The organism is Streptomyces sp. NPDC050610, assembly GCF_040654875.1.
Taxonomy (GTDB): domain Bacteria; phylum Actinomycetota; class Actinomycetes; order Streptomycetales; family Streptomycetaceae; genus Streptomyces.
Map to the genome: position 1 here is coordinate 48,092 of NZ_JBFAIV010000027.1, position 12,117 is coordinate 60,208.

Genomic DNA, 12,117 nt, shown 5'->3' on the forward strand with positions numbered 1-12,117 from the left:
GCGCGGGCCCGGACCCGCTCCCGGGGTCCGGGCCCGCGACGCCCACACCCCTGGCAGCCCATAGCCCCCCAACTCGCCGACCCACCACCGCTCCCTTCGGAGGCACCACTCATGCCCCTCACGTCCCGGGCCTCGGCCCCGGCCGGCCGGCGCCGCGGACGGCGCTCGGCGGCCGCCGCGGCGCTCGCCGCCGCTCTGGCCGCCACCGCCGTCGCCGGCTGCGGCTCGGGCCGCGGGAGCGACAGCCGCACCATCACGATGTGGACCTATCCGGTGATCTTCGACGAGGCGAAGAACAAGGCGTACTGGAACGGTCTGGTCAAGGAGTTCGAGAAGCAGCACGCCGGGATCACGGTGAAGGTGGAGACCTTCCCGTGGGCCAACCGCGACACCGCGCTCGCGACCGCCATCGCCTCCGGCAAGGGGCCCGACGTCGTCTATCTCGTCCCCGACCAACTCCCGATGTACAAGCGGAACATCGTGCCCGCCGAGGAGTACCTGTCCCGGAGCGCCCGCGCGGACTACACGGACTTCGCCCTCAAGTCGGTCACCGCCGACGGCAAGACCCTCGGCGCGCCCGTACTCACCAGCGGGAACCCGCTGATCTGCGACAAGCGGGTGTTCACGGCGATCGGCGAGAAGCGGTACCCGCACACCTGGAAGGACCTCGCACGGCTCGCGCCCCGGCTCAAGGAGAAGGGCTACTACGCGACGAGCTACAGCGGCGACACCCAGCAGACCCTGAACCTGACGTTCTATCCGCTGCTGTGGCAGGCGGGCGGCGACGTCTTCAGCAAGGACGGCAAGAAGACCGCGTTCGCGGGCCCGGAAGGCGTCAAGGCCCTCACGTATCTCAAGAAGCTCGTGGCCGGCGGCTATACCGACCGCGATCTCGTGACGACCACGCCGAAGCTGGAGCAGACGCCCGTCGCCCGCGGCAAGGTCGCGTGCACCTGGCAGAACACCCCGGCCGACGTCGAGCCCTTCTGGGGCCGGAAGAACACCGTCGTCCTGCCCCCGCTCAAGGACGTCGACTCGGTCGGCTACGGGACCGTGGGCGCGCTGTCCCTGCTCAAGGGCGGCAACACCAAGGCGGCCGGCGAGTGGATCGACTTCGTGGCCCGGCCGGAGCACGCGGCGGGCCTGGAGAAGGAGGCCGGCTACTTCCCGGCCCGCCGCTCCGCGAAGGACCTGTACCCGGGCGACCCCCTCCAGACCGCGGTGTCCAAGACGCTGCCGAGCATGAACGCCGGTCCGCTCTGGCACAGGTCCCGCGAGGTGATGGGGATGCTGGCCCCCGAGATCCAGGCGGCGCTGCTCGGCGACAAGTCCCCCGAGGACGCGCTGCGCACGGCCGCGAACGCGGCGGACGCGATGCTCGGCCGCTGACGCCGAGCCCTGACCGGGCGCCGAAGCGCTCTTGTCGCACATCGCGCGGGCCGAGCGGCCCTGCGCCCCGGCTGGTCCGATCCGCGATGCGGACGGCGCGTGGGTTCTCCGCGCCGGCTTCCCTCCCCTTCACCCACCTCGTACCACCCCGTAAGGAGTCCCCGTGGCAGTCGTCGCGGAACCCGGGCGCCGGGGCCGCCGCAGCGGGCCGCAGGCACGCCGCGAGGCCCGGATCGGCCTGCTCTTCGTCCTCCCCTGCTTCCTGCTCTTCCTCGCCTTCCGCTTCGGCCCCGGCATCGCCGGTGTGCTGATGAGCTTCACGGACTACTCGCTCACCGGCGGCGGGCGCTTCATCGGCCTCGACAACTTCAACCGCCTGTGGCACGACCCGCTGTTCTGGAAGTCCCTCAAGGTCACCGTCCTCTACACGGTCATGGCGGTGCCGGGGACGGTGGCCGCCTCGACCGCGCTGGCGCTGCTGACCCGGCGGGCCTTCCGGGGCTCCAAGGTGTTCCGCTCGGTGTTCTTCCTGCCGGTCGTCACCTCCCTCGTGCTCGCCGCGACGGTCTTCGTGTGGATCTTCTCCACGGGCGGGCCGTGGTCGACGTTCATGAGCTGGTTCGGCCTGTCCGGCTCCTCGTGGCTCGGCGACCACGTCCTCGTGCTCCCGGCCCTCGCGCTCATCGGGATCTGGTCGCGGTTCGGCTACGGGATGCTCATCCTGCTCGCGCGCATGCAGGACATCCCGCGCGAGCTGGAGGAGGCCGCGCTGACCGACGGCGCGGGGCCCTGGCAGCGGTTCCGGCACATCGTGCTGCCGCAGCTGCGGCCCGCGATGTTCTTCCTCGCCGTCATCGAGACCACCTCCTCCTTCCAGGTCTTCGACGCGATCTACACGATGACCGGGGGCGGCCCCGCCAACGCGAGCTACACGCTCGTCTTCCAGCTCTACGACGCGGGCTTCAAGTACTTCGACCTGGGCTACGCGGCGACCATCGGGGTCGCGCTGTTCGTACTGACCCTCGTGGTCGCGCTGATCCAGCGGCTCGTCATCGGGAAGGACACGTGACCATGACCAGCGCCTCCATCGAGAAAGCGCCGCCCACGCCCGTACCGCCGGGCCCGGACCGCGCGGAGCGCCGCGCCGAGCGCGCCCGGCGCCGGGCCGCCGACCGGGACAGCGTGCCGCACGCGATGCGCGGCACGCGCGGGGGACGGATCGTCCGGGGCGTGCTGCTGGCCGTCGCCGCGCTCGTGACGATCTTCCCGTTCTACGCGATGGTCGTACTGTCCCTGAAGCCGTCGGCGGCCGTCGAGTTCCCCGGCAGCCTGCTGCCCTGGCCGCTCAGCGGCGAGGCGTACGACACGGTGCTCGGCGCGCAGAGCGTGCTGCGCTGGCTGCTCAACACCCTGCTGTACTCGGTGGTCTCGGTGGTCGGCGTGCTGCTGCTCGCCGCGCTGGCCGGCTACGCCTTCGCGAAGAAGCGGTTCCCCGGCCGGGAGGCGATGTTCTGGTCGTTCCTGTCCATGGTGATGGTCCCGTACCACGTCACGATGATCCCGACCTTCGCCATGATCGCGAAGCTCGGCGGGGTCGACACCTACTGGGGACTGATCCTCCCCACGCTCGCCAACGCCCAGGCGGTCTTCCTGATGCGCCAGTTCGTACGGGGGCTGCCCGACGAGCTCTTCGAGGCGGCCCGGCTGGACGGGTGCAGCGAGTGGCAGGTCTTCTACCGGATCGTGCTGCCGCTGCTCAAACCGATCCTCGCGACGCTCGGCGTCTTCGTCTTCCTGTGGCACTGGAACGACTTCCTGTGGCCGCTGATCGTCGGCCAGTCCACCGACATGCGCACCCTCACGGTGGGCATCGCCTCGCTCCAGCAGCAGAACGTGCCGCTCAACGTCGTGCTGTCCGGCTCCGTCATCGCGTTCGTACCGATCTTCGCCGCCTACCTCGTCGGGCAGCGCTACTTCACCGAGGGCGTCTCGGCGTCCGGAATCAAGGGATGAGACCGAATGAGAACAGCCATGCTTTCTTCCGCCGCACCCGCCCCTGCCGGTGAACTCACGGTCCCGGAGCCCGGCTTCGCGAGCGAGGCCGCCCTGGAGGAGCGGCTGACCGCCCCCTCCCCCGCGCTGATCCGCGACATGGGAGCGCTGGAGGGCGACCTGCTGGTGCTGGGCGCCGGCGGGAAGATGGGGCCGAGCCTGTGCCGACTGGCCCGGCGCGCGCTCGACGCGGCCGGGCGCGACGATGTGACGGTGCACGCCGTGTCGCGCTGGTCCGACCCGGCCGCCGCGCGGGACCTCGCCGAACACGGCGTACGCACCGTGGCGTTCGACCTGATGGACCCGGACGCCGATCTCACGGCGCTGCCCGACGCGGGCAGCGTGGTGTTCATGGTGGGCGCCAAGTTCGGCTCCAGCGGCGCGCCCGCGCACGCGTGGGCCGTCAACGCGGCGATGCCCGACCGGGTGGCGCGCCGCTGGTCCGGGGCGCGGATCGCCGCCTTCTCGACGGGCAACGTGTATCCGCTCGTACCGATCGGCTCCGGCGGCAGCACCGAGGACGACGCGGTGGCGCCGGTCGGCGAGTACGCGATGTCGTGTCTGGGGCGCGAACGCGTCTTCCAGCACGCGGCCCTCACCCGCGACGCGCGGGTCGCGCTGATCCGCCTCAACTACGCGATCGACCTGCGGTACGGGGTACTCGCGGACATCGGCGAACGAGTCCGGGCCGGGGAGCCCGTGGACCTGACCACGGGCCACGCCAACGTCGTATGGCAGGGCTACGCGAACGAGGCGGCCCTGCGCTCCCTGCTCCACGCGACGACGGGAGAGGGCTTCACCCTGAACCTGACGGGCCCGGAGACCGCCTCGGTGCGGCGGATAGCGCGGTGGTTCGGCGACGAACTGGGCCGGGAGCCGGTACTGGCCGGGGCGGAGGCGGACACGGCGCTGCTGTCCGACGCGAGCCGCTGCCACGCCCTCTTCGGCTACCCCGACGTGCCGCTGCGCACCCTCGTCCGCTGGCAGGCCGACTGGCTGCGCCGCGGGCTCCCCCTGTCCGGCAAGGCCACCAAGTTCCAGTCCCGCGACGGAAGGTTCTGAACCGCGCCATGTCCCTCTCCTCCCCCACGCCGCCGCCCGGCGGCTCCCCCGCACTGGATCTGCTCGGGCGGGGCACCGTGATCCCCGCGCATCCGCTCGCCCTCACGCTCGGACGCGGACTCGACGAGCGCCGCCAGCGCGCCCTGACCCGCTACTACCTGGCTTCGGGCGCCGGCGGGGTGGCGGTGGGCGTACACACCACGCAGTTCGCCATCCGGGAGCCCGGCGTCGGGCTGCTCGCGCCGGTGCTGGAGCTCGCCGCCGAGACCGTACGGGCCGAGGCGGGACGCCCGTTCGTGAAGGTCGCGGGCGCGTGCGGCTACGTCGCGCAGGCCGTCGCCGAGGCCGAACTCGCCGCGTCGCTCGGCTACGACGCGGTCCTGCTGAGCCCGGCCGTGCCGGGAGCCGACGAGAAGGGGCTGCTGGACCGGGCCCGCGCGGTGGGCGAGGTGCTGCCGGTGATCGGCTTCTACCTCCAGGAGGCGGTGGGCGGCCGGTATCTGTCGCCGGACTTCTGGTCGGCGTTCGCGGACCTCCCCTCGACGGCCGCCGTGAAGATCGCCCCCTTCGACCGCTACCGCACCGCCGACGTCGTCCAGGCCGTCGCGAGGTCCGGCCGGGCGGGAGAGGTGACCCTCTACACGGGCAACGACGACGACATCATCGGGGACCTCCTCACCTCGTACACGACCGCCGACGGGCAGCGGCGCGGGGTGGCGGGCGGGCTGCTCGGCCAGTGGGCGGTGTGGACGCGGGCCGCCGTGCGTCTCTTCGAGGATGTGCGCCGGGCCCGGGAGGGCGACAGCGAGGCGATGGCGCGCTGCCTCGCGCGGCGGACCGAACTGACCGATGCCAACAGCGCGGTGTTCGATGTGCGCGGCGGGTTCCGGGGCTGCATCGCCGGGGTCCACGAGGTGCTGCGCCGCCAGGGGCTGCTGGACAGCATCCGCTGCCTGGACCCGCGGGAGACGCTCTCCCCGGGCCAGGCCGAGGAGTTGACGCGGGTGAGCGCCGCCTACCCCTGGCTGACCGACGACGCCTTCGTGGCGGAGCACCGCGATGCCTGGCTCTCCTGACCGCGCCCCGGACCGCGCGGTACGGGGCCGGCCGCGCGTCGTGGTGTGCGTACCGCCGCGGCTGCGCGCCGAGTTCTTCGCCCCCGCGGTGTGGGACCGCCTGGAGGCCGCCGCCGAACTGACCGTGCTGGACGCCCATACGGACGCCGAAGCACTGGCGGCGGCCCTGCCGGGGGCGCGGGCCCTCATCACCTCGTGGGGCGCGCCCAGGCTGGAGGGCCCGCTGCTGGCCGCCGCCGACCGGCTCGCGCTCGTGGCCCACACGGGGTCCGCGGTGGCGCCGTATGTCGCTCCGGAGGTCTTCGCGCGGAACATCCGGGTGACGCAGGCCGGCGACGCGATGGCCCGCCCGGTCGCCGAGGTCGCCCTCGCCTTCACGCTCGCGCTGCTGCACCGGGTGCACCGCTTCGACCACGCGCTGCACTCCGGCGCGGACTGGGAGACGGCGAGCGCGGCCCCGCCCCGGCACGAGATCCACGGCAGCGAGATCGGAGTGATCGGCGCCTCGCGCACGGGCCGCGCCTACATCGCCCTGGCCCGCGCTCTGGGCGCGCGGGTCTCGGTCAGCGACCCCTTCCTGAGCGTCGAGGAGGCCGAAGAGCTGGGCGTGCACCGCGTCTCGCTCGACCGGCTGCTGCGGGGCAGCCGGGTGGTGGCGGTCCACGCCCCCGCGACCGAGGAGACCCGGCACCTCCTCGACGCGCGGCGGCTGGCTTCGATGCCGGACGGGGCGGGCCTGGTGAACACCGCGCGCTCCTGGCTCGTGGACGAGGAGGCGCTGCTCGCCGAGGTACGCGACGGCCGGCTCGACGCGGCGATCGACGTCTTCGACACGGAGCCGCTCCCGTTGGACCACCCCTTCCGGTCCCTGCCCAATGTGCTGCTCACCCCGCATCAGGCGGCGGGCACGGCGGAGGGCCGCCTCCGGCTGGGGGCGAGCGCGGCCGACGAGGTGCTGCGGCTTCTCGACGGCCGCGAGCCCGCGCATCCGGTGGGGCCGGAGGCTCTCGTCCGCCTGCACTGAGCGGGGGCTACGGACCGGGGCCTTCCGGTCGGCGCGTCCGCGGTGGCCGGAACGTGACGGCCGTACGTACCCAACCCCCTTCGTCGGAGGGCCCCTTCGGCCACCTGGCGTACGTCGAGATGGTTATCGACGCTCCTGCCCCATGCGTCATTGCCGTGTCGGCGGTCCCAGGTTTGCATGACTCCGCTCGGACATGTGACGCCTGAGGGGCGCTTGGCGGGAGGGGATGTCTTGCGTGGGTGCGGAGCGCGTGACGGCAGAACGGGGAGAGACAGACCGGAGGGTGCGCGCGGGGCTCACCGGCCGGGAGCCAGGAGGACGACGGGAATCGGTTTGGCGGGTGCGGTGGCGCTGATCGGCGTCGCCGCGCTCGTCATGTCGTCGGGGCCCGTCGCGGCGGTCCCTCGTTCCGGCCCGGCGGTATCGGGGCAGCGCACGGTCGAGGACACGGTCAAGGGCACTGCCGAGAGCAAGGGCAGCGCGGTGGACGCGGCGCGCGGGTACTTGGCGTCGGGCGGAGACCGGTACCACGTCGACGACGCCTCGCGTGAACTGCGCCCGCTGGCCACGTCGGTCCGGGGCGGGGCCGAGACCGTGCGGTTCCAGCAGCGGCACCGGGGCGTGGACGTCCTCGGCGGGCAGTACGTGGTGCGGATGGAGCGCAAGGGCGGCGAACGGTCCGTCACCGGGACGTCCGGCAGGTACTTCACCGGTCTGACGGCCGGCACCACGCCCGCGGTGGACGAGGCGACGGCGGTCGAGCGCGCGGTCGACGCCGCTACGGGCCGGCTCCTGGGGACGCGGCTGCCCCGGGACGGCGCGCGGCCGCTGACCGGTACCGCGCGCGGCCTGGTCGTCCTGCCCCGGGGCGCCGGGGTGCTCACCCGGCACGTGACCGTACGGGGCACCCACCCGGTCACCGCCGAGCCGGTGCTCCAAGAGGTCTACGTGGACGCGGAGAACGGCTACCCGCTGCTCCAGTACAGCGGCCTCAAGACGTTCCACGCACCCGGCGCCGACACTGCGGCGAGCGAAGCCGCCTCCCCTGAGCTGCGCGCGGTGCCCGGCGCGAAGGGGCACGGGGCCGCGCCTCGTACAGCGCCCGGCGCGAAGGGGCCCATCAGCACCCCCCGCGAGGCCCCCGGCGCGAAGGGTTCCGGGACCACGTACGACGGGCGGACCGTCGAACTGCCCGTGACCTACGACGAGCCGCGCGCGGAGTACCTGCTGCGGGACGGCTCCCGTATGGCGGACACCAGCAAGAACGCCCTGTCGACCTGGGACGCGCGCGGTCGGAACGCCGACGACGTCTCCGGGAAGTGGCCGTCCGACCTCAAGGAGTTCGGCTCGCCGACGCCCGGCTTCGGCCCGGAGGCGACCGAGGCGGGTGCGGTGAACGCGCAGTGGGCGGCGGGAGAGGTCTACGACTACTACCGGCAGCGGCACGGCCGGGACAGCCTGGACGGCCGCGGCATGGCGGTCGACTCGCTGGTCGGCGTCGAGCAGTACGGGCGTCCGTACGTCAACGCCTTCTGGGACGGCGGCAAGGCGGTCTACGGCGCGGGCGACGCCGAGCACCGCACGCTCTCCGCGGGCCTCGACGTCGTCGGGCACGAGATGACCCACGGCGTCGTGGACCACTCGGCCGGACTCCTCTACGCGGGCCAGTCCGGCGCCCTGAGCGAGGCGATCGCTGACTACTTCGGCAACGCGATCGAGACGGACGCCTTCCGCACCCCCATGGACAGCCCAGACTCCGGCCTGCTGGGCGAGTCGCTCTGCCGCACCAGAGCGCCGCGCGACTGCGCTGTCCGCGACCTCAACGACGGGCGGACCACCTCGAAGTCCTTCCTCGGCGTGTCCCTGGCCACCGACAGCGGCGGCGTCCACCTCAACTCCACGATCTTCTCGGGCGCCCTGTGGGACCTGCGCGAGGACGTCGGCCGCGAGTTCGCCGACCGCGTCGTCTACAGGGCGCTGACCGAGTACCTGACCCCGCTGGACGGATTCACCGAGGGCCGCGCCGCCGTACTCGCCGCCGCGCGGGACCTCAAGGCCACCGACGCGCAGCGCAGGGCCGCCGAGCGGGCGTTCGGCGCGCACGGCATCGTGCCCGGCTGGGAACTGGCACTGGGCGTGGACTCCGACGTCCTCCTCGACCGGATCGATCCGGCCGGTACGCGGATCGGCGCGGGCGGCGGCTGGTGGGCCGCGAGCACCGCGCGGTCCGCGGCGTGGGCCGGACGGGCCGACGGCACCGGCGCGCCCCGGCGGATCAGCCCCGACGACGGCCGCGCGCACGTCGATCCGGCCACCGACGGCCGAACGGTGGTGTGGCTGGCGTACAACAGGCGGTCCGTGGACATCCTGGCGCGGCCGATCGCGGGCGGGCCGGTCGAGACGCTGTGGCGCGGCCGACGGGCGGCGGTCGATCTGCGGGTCGACGGCGACCTGGTGGTCTTCGAGGCCGGTGCCATACCGGGCGGACGGACCCCGCGGTATCTGCGGCTGAGCGACCCGACCGCCCACCGGGTGATCGAGGAGGACAGCGGCGTCCAGGGGTTCTTCCCGTCCGTCGGCGGCGGACGGATCGCCTACGCCACGCGCCGGTACGACCCGGATACCGGAAACACCTTCGGCACCGAGGTCTTCGACGTGCGAACGGGCAAGCGCACGGCTACGGGCCAGCTCGGCACGTTGAGGAACGCCGGACGCACCGCGATCAACGGCTCGTACGTCTTCTGGCTGGCGCACGAGGGCAGCGAGAGCGGGTTCACGGCACTGCGCCGGGCGGACCTGGACGGGACGCACGTGGTGGACCTCAGCCCTGGTCAGGGCCCTGGCGCACTGCGGATCGCCGACGTGACCGCCACGGATGACGCCGTCACCGTCGCCACCCCGACGATCGCGACCGGCCTCGGCAACGAGGCGACGGGGAAGCTCTGGCAGTTCTCGGTGGGTGGAGAGCGGAAGGACCGGGTGTCCTGTGCCCGCGGCGAACAGCTGTGGGCAGCCGCTCCCGGTGGCCGCCAGGTCGTCTGGATCGACAGCACGACCGGCACCTCGCGCCTGGTCACGCGGTCACGGCCGGCGGGGCGGTGCGGATAGGAGAGTGGCTGCCGGGGGCGGGGGCGGGAACGCGGTCACGTCGCGGCCCGCCGGCCGTCACTCCCTCCACACCAACACGCTGCGCACCGCACACCGCACACAACCGGACCCGCTCCCGGCCGGTCATCGGAGCTCTGCCTCAAGAGCGGTCGGGGGCCGTCCGCATCCGCTCGTCGATCAGCTCGGCAAGCCGGTCCAGTCCCTGCTCGATACGGTCCGGGGTGAGCGTGCTGATCGACAGCCGCAGTTGCCGGAAGCCCGCCGTGGTGCCGTAGAAATGGTGCATCGGCGTGAACAGCACGCCATGGCGGCCGGCCGCGTACTTCAGGAATTCGTCGTCCACCGTGAACGGAACGGTGACCACCACGAAGAACCCGCCCGTCGGCGCGTTCCAGGAGATCTCGGGGCGGTCGCCCAGCCGCTTGGCCAGCCCGTGCAGCACCTGGTTGAGATTGTCCCGGTATACGGCCGCCTCACGGTGATTTGCCGCGATCATGCTGCAACCGTTGCTGAGCAGCTTTCCGCCGATCACCGCTTGTCCGATGGGCGAGGTGTTCACGGTGAGCATGCTCTTGATTTTCGACAGTTCGTCGGCGAACAGCCTGCCGTCTTCGCCGCCCCCGCCCTCGTTGGTCACTAGTTGGTCGGCGACCGCATAACCCACCCGCGCGCCCGGCACACCGGTTTTGGCGAACGAACCCAGATAGACGACACGACGCCGACGGTCCAGTGCCTTGAGGGTGGGCGGCCGGCCGGGTCCGCTGTGGAACAGCCCGTAGGCGTTGTCCTCCAGCAGGAGGATGTCCTCGCTCTCGGCGATTTCCAGCAGCCGGCGCCGGTCCGGGATTTCCATGCTGACGCCTACCGGATTGGCGAAATCCGGCGTCACATAGCAGGCGCGAACCCGCTTTCCCTCAGCCCGCGCGGCCCGCAACTGGACCAGGAGGTCGTCCAGGTCGATCCCGGACTCGCCGGTGCGCACCGTCCGTACGGGCAGGTCGGCGAGGAGCGCCGCGCCGGTCAGCCCGACGTAGGTGGGGCTGGGAGCGAGCAGTACGTCCCGGTCGTCGGCGCGCAGCGCGCGCAGTACCAGGAACATCGCCTCCTGGCAGCCGACCGTGACGACCACGGACCGGGGGTCGATCTCGATGCCCTCGTCCACGGCGAGGCTGCGCGCGACGAGATCGGTGATGATTCCCTTGGTGTCACCGTACTGATAGAGCGTGCGGGCCACTTGAGCATCAGTCATTCCGCATTCGGTTCTGAGGTGGTCGCAGAAGACCCGCAGGTATTCGTGCACCTGGGCCACGTCGTAGAACCCTTCGTAGGGGCGCCCGGCCGCGAACGAGACGGCTTCCGGATAGGTGCCCGCGATCTCGTTCAGCAGGTTCATGGACTCCATCGACGCGTCGCCCAGCGATGCGTGCAGCGTGGTCGCGTTCAACTCGGCGAGTACGATTTCCGATTGCACGTTTTCCATGGATGGATTCTTTCTCACGGACGACAACGCACGGAGGGCGACTCGCTGGCGACAAGGCACGGCACGGCACGGCACGTCGCACCAATATCATCACCCAGAACCGCTCACGCAGCAATGGACGTTCGCCCCGGACAGGCAGGGACAGCAGCCCTGAAATCGCTGCCTGACGTGCAGTCACAGTAGCGTCGCGGCGTCATTCTTGACAGGTGCGTACCCATGACCCTCACCTGGTCGCACGTGGCCGAGCTCCGGTCCCGTACCCGCCTTCCGCTCATCCTCAAGGGGATTCTTGACCCCGTCGACGCGTTGCGAGCCGTGGAGTTGGAGGTGGATGCCGTCGTGGTGTCCAATCACGGAGGCAGGCAGTTGGACGGCGCACTGCCAAGCGTCGATGCGCCGGCGGAGGTCGCGGGGGCCGTCGGCGACCGCTGCGAGGTCCTGCTGGACAGCTGGGTGCGCGGCGGTACGGACGTCCTCAAGGCGCTGGCGCTCGGCGCTCCCTCCCTTCCTCCCTTCCTCCCTTCCTCCCTTCCTCCCTTCCTCCCTTCCTCCCTTCAGCATGTCGCCGCCGATGATGCGGCAGCGGTCCGCGACCGATAGGACCCCCAGGAGCACGGGGCGTGCGGTATACGAGCGCCGCTGCCGTGCGGGGCGAACCCGAAGGAGTCGCACAGGCAGGCGGCCGCCTGGTCGGCGTCCTCACCATGGAGTTCGATGTGATCGATCGCGCGAATTTCCCTGCCACTACCCCCTTTTGGAACGTGTGGGAACGTGGCAGGCCACGATTTCGGCGCGCGTGCGCCTGCCCGACTCTCATGGTTCCCGGCGCCGACGACTTCCGCCGTCCATCCGGACGTATTTCGCACTTGGACGCCGCTTGGACATTGCTCGGACGCCGCAGCGGTGAATTCCCGGTATCGGCGATC

The 12,117-nt window shown here is 71.9% G+C and carries 9 protein-coding genes; 8 read left to right on the plus strand and 1 reads right to left on the minus strand.

What is annotated here, in order from left to right; all coding sequences use genetic code 11:
- Positions 1-111: 111 nt before the first annotated feature.
- The 7 genes from AB0I22_RS28440 (at position 112) to AB0I22_RS28470 (ending at position 9,711) form a co-directional block, all read left to right on the plus strand.
- Positions 112-1,389 carry an extracellular solute-binding protein gene (locus AB0I22_RS28440; protein WP_363133797.1) on the plus strand — a complete coding sequence of 426 codons (1,278 nt, stop codon included), beginning with the start codon at positions 112-114 and terminating at the stop codon, positions 1,387-1,389.
- 163 nt (positions 1,390-1,552) lie between these two features.
- Complete coding sequence (locus AB0I22_RS28445; RefSeq protein WP_363133798.1) at positions 1,553-2,458, plus strand: sugar ABC transporter permease; 906 nt, start codon at positions 1,553-1,555, stop codon at positions 2,456-2,458.
- Between the two features lie 125 nt (positions 2,459-2,583).
- Positions 2,584-3,402: a carbohydrate ABC transporter permease gene (locus AB0I22_RS28450; RefSeq protein WP_363133861.1), complete on the plus strand. Its 819-nt coding sequence runs from the start codon at positions 2,584-2,586 to the stop codon at positions 3,400-3,402.
- A gap of 18 nt (positions 3,403-3,420) precedes the next feature.
- Positions 3,421-4,503 (plus strand): epimerase, encoded by a 1,083-nt coding sequence (locus AB0I22_RS28455; RefSeq protein WP_363133799.1) that lies wholly within the window; start codon positions 3,421-3,423, stop codon positions 4,501-4,503.
- An 8-nt stretch (positions 4,504-4,511) separates the two neighbouring features.
- Complete coding sequence (locus tag AB0I22_RS28460) at positions 4,512-5,579, plus strand: dihydrodipicolinate synthase family protein (RefSeq protein WP_363133800.1); 1,068 nt, start codon at positions 4,512-4,514, stop codon at positions 5,577-5,579.
- Positions 5,563-6,603 (plus strand): hydroxyacid dehydrogenase, encoded by a 1,041-nt coding sequence (locus AB0I22_RS28465; RefSeq protein WP_363133801.1) that lies wholly within the window; start codon positions 5,563-5,565, stop codon positions 6,601-6,603. The genes AB0I22_RS28460 and AB0I22_RS28465 overlap by 17 nt, the downstream gene beginning before the upstream one ends.
- A gap of 333 nt (positions 6,604-6,936) precedes the next feature.
- Positions 6,937-9,711 (plus strand): M4 family metallopeptidase, encoded by a 2,775-nt coding sequence (locus AB0I22_RS28470; RefSeq protein ID WP_363133802.1) that lies wholly within the window; start codon positions 6,937-6,939, stop codon positions 9,709-9,711.
- Positions 9,712-9,850: 139 nt separating this feature from the next.
- Here the strand turns inward: AB0I22_RS28470 and AB0I22_RS28475 are convergent, their stop codons facing one another.
- Positions 9,851-11,191 (minus strand): PLP-dependent aminotransferase family protein, encoded by a 1,341-nt coding sequence (locus AB0I22_RS28475; RefSeq protein ID WP_363133803.1) that lies wholly within the window; start codon positions 11,189-11,191, stop codon positions 9,851-9,853.
- 216 nt (positions 11,192-11,407) lie between these two features.
- Between AB0I22_RS28475 and AB0I22_RS28480 the strand changes: the two genes are divergently transcribed.
- Positions 11,408-11,791 (plus strand): alpha-hydroxy-acid oxidizing protein, encoded by a 384-nt coding sequence (locus AB0I22_RS28480; protein ID WP_363133804.1) that lies wholly within the window; start codon positions 11,408-11,410, stop codon positions 11,789-11,791.
- Positions 11,792-12,117 lie beyond the last annotated feature (326 nt).